Genomic DNA, 14057 nt, shown 5'->3' with positions numbered 1-14057 from the left:
CAGCCCCGTTTAGAGTTTTGCCATAGTTCGGCGCCTAGCCTGCGCCAGAACGACACGGTGCCAAAAGCCGTGGCAAAGCTTGGAACGGACGGACAAGATGCGGGCTGCAGAAATCCTCAACAGGTCGGACGTGCCGCGCGGACAGCGGATATGGATGGGGCTCGCCTCAAGCCTGCTGGCGCTCTCGCTGGCCGGCTGCGGTGGCAGTGACAGCGGCAGTGGCGGTGGCGGATCGACGCCGATCACGGTCGCGCCGACACCAACCCCCACGCCGGCGCCAACCCCGGCGCCCACACCCACGCCAAGTCCTACGCCGACGCCGACCCCCACCCCAACGCCGACAAGTTGGACGGCGGCGGCGGCCGCGCTCTACGATACGCAACCGAATGTCGCCTCGTGCAACACCGGCGTGCTCAAGACCAGCGTGCGGATGGACATGCTGGCCAAGGTGAACGCGGTGCGCGCGCTGCATGGGCTTCCCGCCGTCGTTTACGCGGCGTCTGCCAATCAGGGCATCGACGATTCCTCGCTCATGATGGCCGCGAACAGGACGCTCGACCACAATCCTCCACCCACATGGACATGCTACACGACCGCAGGTCGCGACGCCGCGGCCTCGGGCAATCTCATCGGCGGATGGGGGTCATTACCATGGCGGACCGAAGACGATCTGTTGGCGGGGTGGATGACGGAGCGCAATAGCCTCTCGATCGGCCACCGTCGCTGGATCCTGAACCCGTTCCTCGGTCAGATCGCCTACGGGCGGTCCGTGTATCAGCTGCCTTCGGGCGAACGCGCAGATGGCGCGACGATGAAGGTCTTTGGTTTCAGCACCAGCGTCGCGGCACCAGCCCCGAGCAGCCTGCCCGATTTCATCGCCTATCCGCAGGGCAATTATCCGCAGCGTTACTTCGGCGCGAGCGACATTCTCTCGTTCACCGTGCTCGCCAACAAGACCGGGGCCTATGGCGCCAACGGAAACGTCGGCTTTAGCGGCGCCATCATCACGGTCAGCAGCGGTGGCACGAGCCTGCCTGTCACCAACGTGAAGTATGACAATGACGGATATGGGGTGCCGAACAACATCGAGTGGCGCGTGACGGGCCTGCAGGCCAACACGACCTACACCGTCAAGATTGTAGGCATCACCGGCGCCCCGCAGAGCGGCTACGAATACACTTTCCGCATGGTGCCCTGACCCGGCCGCATGGTGCCCTGACCCGGCACCGACGGGCGCCGGTCAGGCGTCCATCAGGGCCGGGAAGAAGCCTTCATGCGCGGTGCGCAGATCGGCCAGCGCGACCGAGTGATCGCTCTCCGGCAGCTCGAAGATGATGCGATTGGCAATGGTGCGACCCAGCCGCGCGACCGTGACGCCGCGCGCCTCGGCATGGCTGAGCATCTCGACCAGCGCCGCATCCCGCACAGTCACGACATACAGGCCCTGATCCTCGGCGAAATAGGTTTCCGCCGTCGTGCCGGCCAGCGGCTGATCGAGGATCGCGCCGATGCCGCCGGCAAGCGCCATCTCCGTCACCGCGACGGCGACGCCGCCATCCGACACGTCGTGACAGGCCGTGATGGCGCCGCAGCGAATGGCCTCGCGCACGAAATCGCCGGTCCGGCGCTCGGTGGCGAGATCGACCGGCGGCGGCGGCCCCGCATCGCGGCCTTCCAGCCCATGGACCTGCCGCAGCCAGAGTGACTGGCCGAGCGATCCGGTGCGCTCACCGACGAGGAAGATGATGTCGCCCACGTCCTTGAACGCGATGGTGCACATCCGCTCGACATCCGGGAGCAGGCCGACCCCGCCGATCGCCGGCGTGGGCAGGATCGCGCTGCCGCCGCCCGTCGCCTTCGACTCATTGTAGAGCGAGACGTTGCCCGACACGATGGGATAATCGAGCGCCCGGCAGGCCTCGCTCATGCCCTCGAGACAGCCAACGATCTGGCCCATGATCTCCGGCCGCTGCGGATTGGCGAAGTTGAGGCAGTTGGTGATGGCGAGCGGCTGGCCGCCCACTGCCGTGATGTTCCGCCACGTCTCGACCACCGCCTGGCGACCGCCCTGCACCGGATCGGCGTAGCAATAACGCGGCGTGCAGTCGGTGCTCATCGCCAGCGCCTTCTTGGTACCATGCACGCGCACGACGGCAGCGTCACCACCGGGCGCCTGCGCGGTGTCGGCGCCGACCATGTGGTCATATTGCTCCCAGATCCAGCGGCGCGACGCGAGATCAGGCGAGCCCATCAGCGCGAGCAGATCGGCGGCTGGATCCTTGCTGTCCGGCGTGCTGCCGAGCGGCGCGAGCGGCGGGGTCGGCACATGCGGGCGATCATAGAGCGGGGCGTCGTCGGCCAGCGGGCCGAGCGGGATGTCGCACACCGTCTCGCCATGGTGGACCAGCACCATCCGGCCCGTATCGGTCACTTCGCCGATGACCGCGAAATCCAGCTCCCATTTGTGGAAGATCGCCTCGGCAAAGGCCTCCTTGCCGGGCTTGAGCACCATGAGCATCCGCTCCTGGCTCTCGGACAGCATCATCTCATAGGCGGTCATGCCGGTTTCGCGCTGCGGCACCTTGTCCATGTCCAGCCGGATGCCGACGCCACCCTTGGACGCCATTTCCACCGACGAGCTGGTCAAGCCTGCCGCACCCATGTCCTGAATCGCGACAATGGCGTCAGACGCCATGAGTTCAAGGCACGCCTCGATCAGCAGCTTTTCGGTGAACGGATCGCCGACCTGAACGGTGGGCCGCTTCTCTTCGGAATCCTCGCCGAAATCGGCTGAGGCCATGGTCGCGCCATGGATGCCGTCGCGCCCGGTCTTGGAGCCGACATAGACGATCGGATTGCCCACACCGGAGGCTGCGGAATAAAAGATCTTGTCCGTCTCCGCGACGCCCACCGTCATCGCATTGACGAGGATGTTGCCATCATAAGCGGCATGGAAATTGGTCTCGCCACCGACCGTCGGCACGCCCACGCAATTGCCGTAACCGCCAATCCCCCGCACCACGCCGGAGATGAGGTGCTTCATGCGCGGATGATCGGGCCGGCCGAAGCGCAGCGCATTCATGTTCGCGATCGGACGCGCGCCCATGGTGAACACGTCGCGCAGGATGCCACCGACGCCGGTCGCCGCGCCCTGATAGGGCTCGATGTAGCTCGGGTGGTTATGGCTCTCCATCTTGAAGATCGCCGCCTGCCCATCGCCAATGTCGATGACACCGGCATTCTCGCCGGGACCGCAAATCACCCAGGGCGCCTCGGTCGGCAACTTCTTCAGGTGGATGCGGCTGGACTTGTACGAGCAGTGCTCACTCCACATCACCGAGAAGATGCCGAGCTCCGTGATATTCGGCTCGCGGCCGATGGCGTTCACAACGCGCTCATATTCCTCGGGGGTGAAACCGTGTTCGGCGACGATTTCGGGGGTGATGCCTGAGGCGCTTGGGGTGGTGCTGGTCGACATGAGCGGCCTTTATCGCCGCCAGCGGGCGGGCACAACCGCCCGATCGGCCCTTGTAACGAAAAAGGCCGACCCTCTCGGGTCGGCCATTCTTTGAGCATCGGCCTGCCAGGGCGGACCGTGCGGTTGAACCATGGTCGGCCGGTCAGCCCGCCTTGCAGGCCTGACCGTTATACGTGACCGTCTCGCCGGCGCCTTCCAGCTTCGTCGCGCCATCGGCAGAAACAAAGGGCTGGCCGGCTTCCGGTGCCTTGAGCCCGGTGATCGGACCGCCCTTTTCGGTGCGCAGGTTCGCCGTCACATCGTCCGTCATGAAGTCGACGAAGATCAGGCTGTTGTCCTTGCAGCGATAGGTGGTGCTGGCACGAAGCATGGGGGGCAAGGCGACGTTACCGGCATTAGCCAGTTCCGCAGCCATTGGGTCATTCGTGCCAGTGTTGAAGGTTTCAGGCTCGGACTTGCACGCAGACAAGGCGAGCGCGGCCGCGCAAAGCGCGATTGAGGGGTATGTGAGGGTTTTCATAGCCCCGCGGCTATTGCGATTCGCTCCCGCGAGGTCAACTTGATTTGCGTGACAATACGCCATTTTTCGGGGGAGCGCTGAGAGCACGCTTGACCCTGTGGGGGAGCCGGGTCAATGCATGGGCATGGCAGACGAGACCGAGAACGGCACCCTCAGCTTCGAGGACGCGCTCAAGCGCCTGGAGGCGATTGTCCAGCAACTGGAGCGCGGCGACGTGCCGCTGGACCAGTCCATCACCCTCTATCGCGAGGGCGAGGATCTGCGGCTGCAATGCCAGAAGCGGCTCGATGCAGCGCAGGCCCGGATCGAGCAGATCACGGCAAGCGCCGATGGGTCCGCCGCGCGGACCGCCCCTTATCCCAGTGAATGATCCGCTGATGCGCGAGGATGCCGGCACCCGGCTCGAAACCGCCCTGACGGAGATTGCGCAAGCGATCGACGTGCAGTTCGACCGGCTGCTGCCGGTGCCGGAGGACCAGCGCGCGCGGCTTTATGAGGCGATGCGCTACAGCGCGGTCGGCGGGGGCAAGCGCCTGCGCCCGCTGCTGGTGAAGGCAAGCTGCGACCTCTTCAACATTGGCTGGGAAAGCGCGGTGCGCGCCGGCCTCGCCGTCGAGTGCATCCATGTCTATTCCCTGATCCACGACGATCTGCCCGCGATGGACAATGACGATATGCGGCGGGGCAAGCCGACGGCCCATCGCGCCTTCGATGAGGCGACGGCGATCCTCGCCGGCGACTGCCTGCACGATCTCGCCTTCGCCGTGCTTGCGGACGAGCGCACGCACGCTGATGCCGCCGTGCGCTGCGAGCTGATCGCCAGCCTGGCCCAGGCCAGCGGTCCGGCAGGCATGGCCGGCGGGCAGATGATGGACCTTGTCGCCGAAACGACGCCGTTCGATCTTCCGGCCATCACGCGACTGCAATTGCTCAAGACCGGCGCGCTGATTGTCTTCTGCCTGGAAGCCGGCGCCATTTTCGCACGGATTCCGGAGGAGCGACGCACCAGCCTGCGCGGCTATGCGCATGATGTCGGCCTGGCTTTCCAGATCGCCGACGATCTGCTGGACATCGAAGGGGATGCCGCCGTCACCGGCAAGGCCGTGGGCAAGGACGCCGCTGCTGGCAAGGCAACCTTCGCCTCATTGATGGGCGTGGAGAAGGCCCGGCAGCAGGCATCCCTGCTGGTGGCGCAGGCCAAGGACCATCTGCGCGATTTTGGCGAGGAAGCCGATCTGCTGCGCGACATTGCCGATTTCGCGATCAGCCGCAGCTATTAAGGACGCGCACATGGTTCACCGCATCGGCCTTTATCCGGGAACCTTCGACCCTATCACGCTCGGCCATATGGACATCATCCGGCGCGGATCGAAACTGGTCGACAGGCTGGTGATCGGCGTGACGACCAATCCCAGCAAGTCGCCTTTGTTCACGCTGGACGAGCGGCTGGCGATGATCCGGCGGGAATGTGCGGGAATCGATGCGGATATTGACGTGCGGCCCTTCGATTCGCTGCTGATCGATTATGCCCGCTCGGTCGGCGCCTCGCTGATCCTGCGCGGCCTGCGCGCGGTGGCGGACTTCGAATATGAGTATCAGATGGCGGGGATGAACCAGTATCTCGATGCCAGCATCGAGACGGTGTTCCTGATGGCCGACGTCGCGCTGCAGCCGATCGCCTCGCGTCTGGTGAAGGAAATCGCAGGGCTGGGCGGCGACATCGGCAAGTTCGTTTCGCCCGGTGTTCGCACCGACGTGATGGCGCGGCTCGGCATGAGCGTCGACGCCGGCAGGGCAGACGAGACTTGACGGGTCATCATTGGTTCAGCCATGCGACGCTAGTTGGCGGCCGGGCCCGGTTCGGCCGTGAAATGAGGATGGACGACATGCGTGTTACCCGACTGTTTGGCTCCGGCATTGCGCTTGCCGCCGCCTGCGGCCTCATGCTGGCCAGCGCCAATTCCGCGCAGGCCCAGCCGGGCGGCGGCGCGCAGGATGCCCTGGCGAAGGCCGAAATGGCGGCCCGCGCGCAAAAGGACGCTGATGCGCTGCGCGAAGACGCCGAGAAGTCCACGGACAAGCCGCTCGTCGCGATGACGCCGGTCACGCCCGAAAACACCTGGGTGCTGACCCTCTCGGACGGCGCCACCGTGCGCATCCTGCTCCGCCCGGATGTGGCCCCCGGCCATGTCGAGCGGATCAAGACGCTGACGCGGGAAGGCTTCTACAACGGCCTCAAGTTCCACCGCGTGATCGATGGCTTCATGGCCCAGGGCGGCGACCCCAAGGGCGATGGCACCGGCGGATCGCCGTTGCCGGACCTCAAGCAGGAGTTCAGCTGGCTGCCGCACATGCGGGGGACCGTCTCCATGGCCCGCGCGCAGAGCGATGACAGCGCCAACAGCCAGTTCTTCATCATGCTGATGCCGCGCATGCAGCTCGACCACAAATATACGGTTGTGGGCCGGGTGATCGATGGCATGGCCGGTGTCGACCAGATCGCCAAGGGCGAGCCGCCGGCCCAGCCGACGACCATCGTGCGCGCCTATATCCAGAGCGATCAGCAGGCCGCAGCATCCGCCGGCAGCAACACGGCAGGCTGAGCGCGCCGATACGCGCGTGGGATTACCGGCCAGCAGGACCTCGCTGACCGGCACCTGTTCAATGTCCGGCGCAGGCGCTAAGGGCGCCAGCCATGCGCGTTGACCTTTTCGATTTCGACCTGCCGCCCGAGCGGATTGCCCTGCGTCCGGCCTCGCCACGCGATGCCGCGCGGATGCTGGTGCTCCAAGGCCAGGACGGGGGCCTGCGCGATATGGGTGTGCGCGATCTGCCGACCGTGCTCCGTGGCGGCGACTGCCTCGTCTTCAACGATACGCGCGTCATCCCCGCCCAGCTGGAGGGGCAACGCGGCGAGGCGAAGATCGGGGTGACGCTGCACAAGCGCCTCGGCCCGCGCGACTGGCAGGTCTTCGTCCGCAACGCCAAGCGAGTGCGGCCCGGCGACATCATCGCCTTCGCGCAAGGCGTGCAGGCACAAGCCGGCGATCGCGATGCGGATGGCGGCATGACGCTCAGCTTCCTCGGCGACGAACCGGTGGAGCTGCTGCTCGAACGCGCCGGCCAGATGCCCCTGCCCCCCTATATCGCCAGCAAGCGGCCCACCGACCAGCAGGACCGCGAGGACTATCAGACGATGTTCGCGCAGGAAGCCGGTGCCGTCGCAGCGCCCACCGCAGCGCTGCACTTCACGCCCGGCCTCGTCGCAGCGCTCGCCGAGGCCGGCATCGGCCAGGCGACGCTCACGCTGCATGTCGGTGCCGGCACCTTCCTGCCGGTCAAGGCCGACGATACCGACGAACACCGCATGCATGCCGAATGGGGGCGGATCGACCAGGCGACGGCGGATCGGCTGAATGCGGTCCGCGCCAAAGGCGGGCGCCTGATCGCGGTGGGCACGACCAGCCTGCGCCTCCTCGAAAGCGCCACCGGGGAAGATGGCATCATCCGACCGTTCGCGGAGGAAACGCGTATTTTCATCACCCCAGGCTATCGCTTCCGCGCCATCGACGGGTTGATGACCAATTTTCACCTGCCGCGCTCGACCCTATTTATGCTGGTCAGCGCCCTGATGGGGCGCGAGCGGATGCAGGCGGCCTATGCTCACGCGATCGCGCAGGGTTATCGCTTCTACAGCTATGGCGATGCGAGTCTGCTGCTCCCCTGAGGGCGGGCAGCGGGGCGCCTAGATCAGCCCGAGCCGGCCCAGATCGGCAGCGAGTTGATCGGGCAGCATATCGCCGCCCTCGCCATCCCCCATATCCGGCGGCGCATCCTCATGGGCCAGGTAGCGCCAGCCCTGATGGGCGCGCTTGGGTCGCGGCACCACCGGGATAAGCCTCGGCGCGAGGCGAATCCACTGCCGCCCGTCCGGCCGCGCCTCGAACCCGAGCAGCGGACTGCGCCCGACGATCTGATGCGCCAGCACCCAATAGAGCGACCCGCCGGCCATCTCCTCATGCCGCTTGGGCAAATAGCGCGTCGTCAACCGCGCCTCGCCACCCTCTCCGGCCTCCGCATGGCTTTCCAGCCACTCCCGCAAGGTGGCGGCGCTCTCCGACTGGAAGGCGATCTTGGTCATATGAAGGGGCATGATGCCGATCTAGGGCGTGGCGGCGAATTCGCAATGGCAGGAAGCGGCGGGGCAAGCTTGGTGGTTGGTGGCTAGGTCCGTACGTCCGCCACCCGACCAGCCGCCGAAGCCAGTTATGTTATCGAGGGCGGGCGTATTCTACCCTCTCCCCCTGAGGGAGAGGGATGCGCAGACTTGGCAGCGTGCTGCCTAGTCGAAGCTGGGAGAGGGGTATGCGATCCGCTGGATCGCGCGGATCAACGATCCGCCACCCCTCATCCAACTCCGCCTAGCCGCCTATTGGCGACAAGGCTGCGTATCCTTCTCCCTCAAGGGGAGAAGGTTGAAGACTTGGCAGCAATGTCGTCCTGTTCGCTCGGACGCTTTCGTCGCCGCGTAGCAGCCAGAACGCCACCGAAGCGCTCTCCTGACCCGCTATTGGCACCACCTCTGCCACCACCCAAAGCCCCCACAATAGTTTCGCTTCGGCCTGCTAAAGCAAGCGTCGGTTGCGGGCTTGGGTCCTCGAACGCATCTACCACCCATGGCGCAGTCTGAGTCCTTTACGGCCGGCACGGTCTATCTCGTTGGCGCAGGTCCGGGCGATCCCGATCTGCTGACGGTGCGTGCTGCCCGTTTGATCGGCCGGGCGAGCCTGATCGTGCATGACGGTCTGGTCGATGCCGCCATCCTCGCTCTGGCTTCGCCGGAGGCGGAGCTGATCTCAGTCGCCAAGCAACGCTCGCGCCATTCGATGAAGCAGGAGGCGATCAATTTGCTGCTCGTCGGCGAGGCGCTTTCGGGCCGCGATGTCGTGCGCCTCAAGGGCGGCGATCCCTTCATTTTCGGGCGGGGTGGCGAAGAGCTGGAGGCCTGCCGCGAGGCTGGTGTGCGCTGCGAAGTCGTGCCCGGCATCAGCGCGGCGGTCGGCGGCGGCGCCAGTGCCGGCCTGCCGCTCACGCATCGCGAGGATGCCAGCATCGTCAGCTTCGTCGCGGGGCAGTGCAAGGGTCTTTCCGAGCAGAATTGGGTCGGCCTTGCCGGGCCGGGTCGCACGCTCGTCATCTATATGGGCCTCGCGACCAGCCAGGATATTGCCGAGAAGCTGATGCGCGACGGGCTCTCGCCCTCGACGCCGGTCGCGGTGATCGAGAAAGCCACGCGCCCCGATCAGCGCGTGCTGCGCAGCCTGCTCGCCGATCTTGGCGATCTTGTGGCGCGCGAGGCGGTCGCGAGTCCGGCGCTGATCGTGGTGGGCGAGGTCGTGCGGCATGCCGATGCGCTCGACTGCCTGCCGCTTGGATCATTTCACATTGAGCACAGCACAGGTGCGGGGAGCCACTGACGACATGAATATCCTGACCGGCAATGATCTCGCCACCGGCGACGTCATCTGGTGGACTGGCCAAGGCTGGTCCATCCATGTGAACGACGCCGTGGACGTCGGCGAGAAGGGCGCGGAAATCGCCCAGGCCGAAGCCGCCGCGCGCCGCGTGAACGAAGCCTATGTGATCGACGGCGAGCAGGATGGTGAGGGCAATATCCGCCCCGCCCACATCAAGGAGCGTATCCGCGCGCTCGGCCCGACCGTGCGCCTCGACTTGAGCCTCAAACCCGCCGACCCCAATGCCGGCAACTGGGTGATCTGACATGTACCAATATGACACTTACGATCAGGCGATGGTGGATGCCCGCGTTGCCGAATTCCGCGACCAGACCCAGCGTCGCCTCGACGGGCAGCTGAGCGAGGCGCAGTTCCGCCCGCTCCGCCTGATGAACGGCCTGTATCTCCAGCTGCACGCCTATATGCTGCGCGTCGCCATTCCCTATGGCACGCTGTCGGGCAAGCAGATGCACATGCTCGCCCACATCGCGCGCAAATATGACCGCGATTACGGCCATTTCACCACCCGCCAGAACATCCAGTATAACTGGATTAAGCTCGCGGACGCGCCGGACATTCTCGCCGATCTCGCATCGGTGGAGATGCACGCCATCCAGACCAGCGGCAATTGCATCCGCAATATCTCGTCCGACCAATATGCCGGCGTCTCGGCCGATGAGGTCGCCGATCCGCGTCCACTCGCGGAGCTGCTGCGCCAGTGGTCGAGCTTCCACCCGGAGTTCACCTATCTGCCGCGCAAGTTCAAGATCGCGGTGATCGCCAGCGCAGAGGATCGCGCGGCCATGCGGCTGCACGACATCGGCATCGAGCTGGTGAAGAAGGACGGTGAAATCGGCGCCCGTGTGTTCGTGGGTGGCGGCATGGGCCGCACGCCGATGGTCGCGCCGGAAATCCGCGACTTCGTACCCTTCGCCGAAATCGTCTCCTATCTGGAGGCGTGCCTGCGCGTCTACAATCGCCATGGCCGGCGCGACAACAAGTACAAGGCGCGGATCAAGATCCTCGTCCACGAAATGGGCCGGGAGGAATATACCCGCCAGGTCGAGGAAGAGTTCGCGCACATGAAGACGCTGGGGCTCGATCCGCCGCTTGCCGAACTGGCGCGCATTGCCGATCACTTCGCGCCGCCCGCTTATGAGACCGGTCTTTCGGACGAGATCGACCTCTCCGACCGGGATTTCGCGGCCTGGGTGAGCACGCAGGTGAAGCCGCACAAGGTGCCGGGCTATGCCATCGTCAACATCAGCCTGAAGCCCATTGGCGGCATTCCGGGCGATGCCTCCTCCGCGCAGATCGACCTGATGGCCGACCTGGCCGAGAAATACAGCTTCGATGAGCTGCGCGTCACCCACGCCCAGAACATCGTGCTGGCGCATGTCAAGAAGGCGGATCTCTACGCGCTGTGGAAGGCGCTGGAAGAAGCCGATCTCGGCACCGCCAATCTCGATCTCATCAGCGACATCATCGCCTGCCCGGGCCTGGATTATTGCAGCCTTGCCAATGCGCGCTCGATCCCGGTCGCGCAGAAGATCGCGCAGCGCTTCTCCGATCTCGATCGACAAAAGGAGCTGGGCGAACTGAAGCTGAAGATCAGCGGCTGCATCAATGCCTGCGGCCACCATCATGCCGGCAATATCGGCATTCTCGGCGTCGACCGGAAGGGTGTGGAGAATTACCAGCTCCTGCTCGGCGGATCGGGCGCGGACGATGTCAGCCTCGGTCAGATTACTGGTCCTGGTTTCGACGAGAACGGCATTGTCGATGCGGTCGAGAAGGCCACCAACGTCTATCTCGCCAACCGTCAGGAGGGCGAGCGCTTCGTCGACACCTTCCGCCGGATCGGCATGGCCCCGTTCAAGGAGGCACTTTATGCTTGAATATCTGTCCCTGCGTGAAGGCGGCGAGGCAGCCGAACTGCCCGCCGTGACGCTGGAGGCCTTTTCCGGCCAGAGCAATTCGGCCGCGGTGCGCATCGAGCCGGGCGAGGACGCCCGCGAGTTGCTGCCGCATCTGGACCGCGTGGCGCTGGTGGAAGTGAACTTCCCCGTATTCGGCGACGGACGCGGCTATTCGGCGGCACGCATCCTGCGTGAGGCTGGCTATGCCGGCGAGTTGCGCGCGGTGGGCGATGTCGCGGTCGATCAGATCAGCCATATGGTTCGCTGCGGGTTCGACAGCTTCCGGCCGGACAAGCCGCTCGACCCTGCGCTGGTCGAGGCAGCGCTGACCCGCTTCCCCGGCGTCTATCAGAAGACGGTCGATCCGCGCGCGCCGATCTGGGCGCAGCGCCACGGAGCAAGCAATGGCTGAAGCCGCTCGCCAGATCGACCGGATCGATGCCGCCCCGCGCTGGACGCAGGCGGATGCGGACGCGCTCAACGCGCGCTTCGCGAGCGTGGATGCGGGCACGATGCTCAAGGCGCTGTTCGCTGAAGACACGCTCGGCACGGTCGCCGTCGTCTCTTCCTTCGGCACGGAAAGCGCGGTGCTGCTCCACCTCATCGCGCAGGCGGACAAGAGCGTGCCGGTGATCTTCGTCGATACGCTCAAGATGTTCCCGGAAACGCTGGACTATCGCGATACGCTGATCCGCACGCTCGGCTTCACCGACAGCCGCGTGGTCGAGCCGAAGGCCGATGTGCTGGCGGCGAAGGACGACAAGGGTCTGCGCTGGTCCTACGACCCCGATGGCTGCTGCGAGATCCGCAAGGTCGAGCCGCTGGCGCGCGCCAAGCAAGGCCTCGATGCGTGGATTAGCGGGCGCAAGGCCTTCCAGTCCGTGACGCGCCAGAACCTGCCGCGCTTCGAGATCGAGGACGGGCGCCTGAAGATCAATCCGCTGGGTGATTGGGACAAGGCGGCGCTGGAAGCCTATTTCACCGCCCACGACCTGCCCCGCCATCCGCTGGAGGCACAGGGCTATCTCTCGATCGGCTGCGAACCCTGCACCAGCAAGGTGATGCCGGGCGAAGACCCGCGGGCCGGTCGCTGGCGCGGCTGGGACAAAGTGGAATGCGGCATCCACACCAGCTCGACGCCGCTGGCGGACCCCGAAGACCCGGCCAACCAGCCGGCGTTTTGAAGGACTTATAACCGGAGCAAGCAACTCTCCTTAGTCCCTCCTCTTCAGAGGAGGGGAGAAATTGGGTGTTGCTCAGATTGTCTTTGTGGTTCCAAAGATCAGTGCTTCCCCGCCCAGCGTGTAGCCTCTAGCGAAGGACGTCAGTCTCCACCCCCAGCCGAAAGCCCCCATGCCCACCTCCCCCACCCCCTATGACGCCATCATCCTGGGCGCCGGCGCAGCGGGGCTGATGTGCGCGGCGGTGGCCGGGCAACGGGGGCGCAAGGTGCTGCTGCTCGATCATGCCGATGAGCCGGGCAAGAAAATCCTCATTTCCGGTGGCGGGCGGTGCAACTTCACCAATCTCCACACCGCGCCGGATCGCTACCTCTCCAGCAATCGCCATTTCGCCAAATCGGCGCTCAGCCGCTACACCGCGCAGGATTTCCTCGCGCTGGTCGAGCGCTACGGCATCGCCTGGCACGAGAAGACGTTGGGGCAACTCTTCTGCGACGGCAGCGCGCGGCAGATCGTCGCCATGCTCCTGGAGGAGTGCGCGAAGGGCGCTGTCGACATCGCCTGCGCCTGCCCCATCCGCGAGGTCACCCATGCCGATGGCCAGTACCACGTCAACACACCGCGTGGCATCGCGACCGCGCCGGCGCTGGTCATCGCCACGGGCGGGCCGTCCATTCCCAAGATGGGCGCGACCGGCTTTGCCTATGACCTCGCCCGCCAGTTCGGCCTCAAGGTCGTGCAGCCCCGCCCGGCGCTGGTGCCGCTGACCCTCAGCGGCGACGATGCGCTGTTCCGGGAGCTGTCCGGCGTCTCGGCCGATGTCGTTGCCCGCACCGGCAAAACACGATTTCGCGAGGCGGCACTGTTCACGCATCGCGGGCTTTCCGGCCCGGCGATCCTGCAAATCTCCTCCTACTGGCGCCATGGCGAGGGCGTTGGCATCGACTTTCTGCCCGATCATCCGCGCGACTGGCTGCTTGCCGCCAAGCGGGAGGCCCCGCGCACAACCCTGCGCCGCCTGCTCCGCGCCGCTCTGGCCGAGCGGCTCGCGGACCGGCTGGCAGCCGATCTTGCGCTGGATGCAGAGCTCGGCAACCTGCCCGACCGCGCCCTTGCCGCCGCACAAGCGCGTCTGGCGGACTGGACGTTCATGCCCAATGGCAGTGAGGGCTATGCCAAGGCGGAGGTGACAGCGGGCGGCGTCGATACCGCCGGCCTATCCTCGCAGACGATGGAGGCCAAGGCCGTGCCGGGGCTTTATGTGATCGGGGAGGCGGTGGATGTCACCGGGTGGCTGGGCGGCTATAATTTCCAGTGGGCGTGGGCCAGCGCCCATGCGGCGGGCCAGGCTATTTAAGTCCGCCGCACCATCATCGCACCCCAAGTGCTCCTGCGAAGGCAGGAGCCCAGGGCGGAGAAGCCGGTCGATTGCGCCCTGGGTTC

15 protein-coding genes are annotated in these 14057 nt (G+C 65.7%); 12 read left to right on the top strand and 3 right to left on the bottom strand.

The genetic code is table 11. The annotated features are described in order from the left end of the window. The first annotated feature begins 154 nt into the window (after positions 1–154). Positions 155–1198, top strand: a complete 1044-nt coding sequence (locus M2342_RS04435; protein ID WP_264578191.1) for a CAP domain-containing protein — start codon at positions 155–157, stop codon at positions 1196–1198. Between the two features lie 42 nt (positions 1199–1240). On the opposite strand, the gene purL is transcribed toward M2342_RS04435, so the two are convergent. Together purL and M2342_RS04425 are read right to left on the bottom strand one after the other, a co-directional pair. After that, complete coding sequence (purL, locus tag M2342_RS04430) at positions 1241–3478, bottom strand: phosphoribosylformylglycinamidine synthase subunit PurL (RefSeq protein ID WP_264578190.1); 2238 nt, start codon at positions 3476–3478, stop codon at positions 1241–1243. Between the two features lie 142 nt (positions 3479–3620). Then, the gene (locus M2342_RS04425; RefSeq protein ID WP_264578189.1) at positions 3621–3998 is read right to left on the bottom strand and encodes a hypothetical protein; all 378 of its coding nucleotides are present in this window, start codon (positions 3996–3998) and stop codon (positions 3621–3623) included. 124 nt (positions 3999–4122) lie between these two features. On the opposite strand from M2342_RS04425, the gene M2342_RS04420 reads away from it, so the two are divergent. From M2342_RS04420 to queA, 5 genes are all read left to right on the top strand, one after another. Next, positions 4123–4368 carry an exodeoxyribonuclease VII small subunit gene (locus M2342_RS04420; RefSeq protein WP_264576537.1) on the top strand — a complete coding sequence of 82 codons (246 nt, stop codon included), beginning with the start codon at positions 4123–4125 and terminating at the stop codon, positions 4366–4368. Between the two features lie 7 nt (positions 4369–4375). After that, the gene (locus tag M2342_RS04415; RefSeq protein ID WP_264578188.1) at positions 4376–5278 is read left to right on the top strand and encodes a polyprenyl synthetase family protein; all 903 of its coding nucleotides are present in this window, start codon (positions 4376–4378) and stop codon (positions 5276–5278) included. A 10-nt stretch (positions 5279–5288) separates the two neighbouring features. Continuing rightward, positions 5289–5807 (top strand): pantetheine-phosphate adenylyltransferase, encoded by a 519-nt coding sequence (gene coaD / locus M2342_RS04410; RefSeq protein WP_264578187.1) that lies wholly within the window; start codon positions 5289–5291, stop codon positions 5805–5807. A 77-nt stretch (positions 5808–5884) separates the two neighbouring features. After that, the gene (locus M2342_RS04405) at positions 5885–6601 is read left to right on the top strand and encodes a peptidylprolyl isomerase (RefSeq protein WP_264578186.1); all 717 of its coding nucleotides are present in this window, start codon (positions 5885–5887) and stop codon (positions 6599–6601) included. A 92-nt stretch (positions 6602–6693) separates the two neighbouring features. Beyond that, positions 6694–7725, top strand: a complete 1032-nt coding sequence (gene queA / locus M2342_RS04400) for a tRNA preQ1(34) S-adenosylmethionine ribosyltransferase-isomerase QueA (RefSeq protein WP_264578185.1) — start codon at positions 6694–6696, stop codon at positions 7723–7725. 18 nt (positions 7726–7743) lie between these two features. Here the strand turns inward: queA and M2342_RS04395 are convergent, their stop codons facing one another. Further along, the gene (locus M2342_RS04395) at positions 7744–8151 is read right to left on the bottom strand and encodes a DUF1489 family protein (RefSeq protein WP_264578184.1); all 408 of its coding nucleotides are present in this window, start codon (positions 8149–8151) and stop codon (positions 7744–7746) included. A 523-nt stretch (positions 8152–8674) separates the two neighbouring features. Between M2342_RS04395 and cobA the strand changes: the two genes are divergently transcribed. From cobA to M2342_RS04365, 6 genes are all read left to right on the top strand, one after another. Then, positions 8675–9475 carry a uroporphyrinogen-III C-methyltransferase gene (cobA, locus tag M2342_RS04390; protein ID WP_264578183.1) on the top strand — a complete coding sequence of 267 codons (801 nt, stop codon included), beginning with the start codon at positions 8675–8677 and terminating at the stop codon, positions 9473–9475. A 4-nt stretch (positions 9476–9479) separates the two neighbouring features. Next, positions 9480–9779 (top strand): DUF2849 domain-containing protein, encoded by a 300-nt coding sequence (locus tag M2342_RS04385; RefSeq protein WP_181558725.1) that lies wholly within the window; start codon positions 9480–9482, stop codon positions 9777–9779. A 1-nt stretch (position 9780) separates the two neighbouring features. Then, the gene (locus M2342_RS04380) at positions 9781–11412 is read left to right on the top strand and encodes a nitrite/sulfite reductase (protein ID WP_264578182.1); all 1632 of its coding nucleotides are present in this window, start codon (positions 9781–9783) and stop codon (positions 11410–11412) included. Then, positions 11405–11845, top strand: a complete 441-nt coding sequence (locus tag M2342_RS04375) for a DUF934 domain-containing protein (RefSeq protein ID WP_264572041.1) — start codon at positions 11405–11407, stop codon at positions 11843–11845. The genes M2342_RS04380 and M2342_RS04375 overlap by 8 nt, the downstream gene beginning before the upstream one ends. Beyond that, positions 11838–12617 carry a phosphoadenylyl-sulfate reductase gene (locus M2342_RS04370; RefSeq protein WP_264578181.1) on the top strand — a complete coding sequence of 260 codons (780 nt, stop codon included), beginning with the start codon at positions 11838–11840 and terminating at the stop codon, positions 12615–12617. Before M2342_RS04375 ends, M2342_RS04370 begins: the two co-directional genes overlap by 8 nt. 169 nt (positions 12618–12786) lie before the next feature. Next, complete coding sequence (locus tag M2342_RS04365; protein ID WP_264578180.1) at positions 12787–13971, top strand: NAD(P)/FAD-dependent oxidoreductase; 1185 nt, start codon at positions 12787–12789, stop codon at positions 13969–13971. Positions 13972–14057 lie beyond the last annotated feature (86 nt).

The sequence above is a fragment of the Sphingobium sp. B8D3A genome (genome assembly GCF_025961995.1).
GTDB lineage: Bacteria > Pseudomonadota > Alphaproteobacteria > Sphingomonadales > Sphingomonadaceae > Sphingobium.
Note: the sequence above shows the minus strand (reverse complement) of the source record. Positions and strands in the feature narration are given on the sequence as shown.

Excerpts from the sequence above, each read along its gene's own strand:
- M2342_RS04375 (WP_264572041.1), top strand. The coding sequence starts at position 11,405 with ATGCTTGAATATCTGTCCCTGCGTGAAGGCGGCGAGGCAGCCGAACTG.
- M2342_RS04415 (WP_264578188.1), top strand. The coding sequence starts at position 4,376 with ATGCGCGAGGATGCCGGCACCCGGCTCGAAACCGCCCTGACGGAGATT.
- M2342_RS04380 (WP_264578182.1), top strand. The coding sequence starts at position 9,781 with ATGTACCAATATGACACTTACGATCAGGCGATGGTGGATGCCCGCGTT.
- M2342_RS04395 (WP_264578184.1), bottom strand. The coding sequence starts at position 8,151 with ATGCCCCTTCATATGACCAAGATCGCCTTCCAGTCGGAGAGCGCCGCC.
- M2342_RS04420 (WP_264576537.1), top strand. The coding sequence starts at position 4,123 with ATGGCAGACGAGACCGAGAACGGCACCCTCAGCTTCGAGGACGCGCTC.
- coaD (WP_264578187.1), top strand. The coding sequence starts at position 5,289 with ATGGTTCACCGCATCGGCCTTTATCCGGGAACCTTCGACCCTATCACG.
- M2342_RS04365 (WP_264578180.1), top strand. The coding sequence starts at position 12,787 with ATGCCCACCTCCCCCACCCCCTATGACGCCATCATCCTGGGCGCCGGC.
- queA (WP_264578185.1), top strand. The coding sequence starts at position 6,694 with ATGCGCGTTGACCTTTTCGATTTCGACCTGCCGCCCGAGCGGATTGCC.
- M2342_RS04405 (WP_264578186.1), top strand. The coding sequence starts at position 5,885 with ATGCGTGTTACCCGACTGTTTGGCTCCGGCATTGCGCTTGCCGCCGCC.
- M2342_RS04425 (WP_264578189.1), bottom strand. The coding sequence starts at position 3,998 with ATGAAAACCCTCACATACCCCTCAATCGCGCTTTGCGCGGCCGCGCTC.
- purL (WP_264578190.1), bottom strand. The coding sequence starts at position 3,478 with ATGTCGACCAGCACCACCCCAAGCGCCTCAGGCATCACCCCCGAAATC.
- M2342_RS04385 (WP_181558725.1), top strand. The coding sequence starts at position 9,480 with ATGAATATCCTGACCGGCAATGATCTCGCCACCGGCGACGTCATCTGG.
- M2342_RS04435 (WP_264578191.1), top strand. The coding sequence starts at position 155 with ATGGGGCTCGCCTCAAGCCTGCTGGCGCTCTCGCTGGCCGGCTGCGGT.
- cobA (WP_264578183.1), top strand. The coding sequence starts at position 8,675 with ATGGCGCAGTCTGAGTCCTTTACGGCCGGCACGGTCTATCTCGTTGGC.
- M2342_RS04370 (WP_264578181.1), top strand. The coding sequence starts at position 11,838 with ATGGCTGAAGCCGCTCGCCAGATCGACCGGATCGATGCCGCCCCGCGC.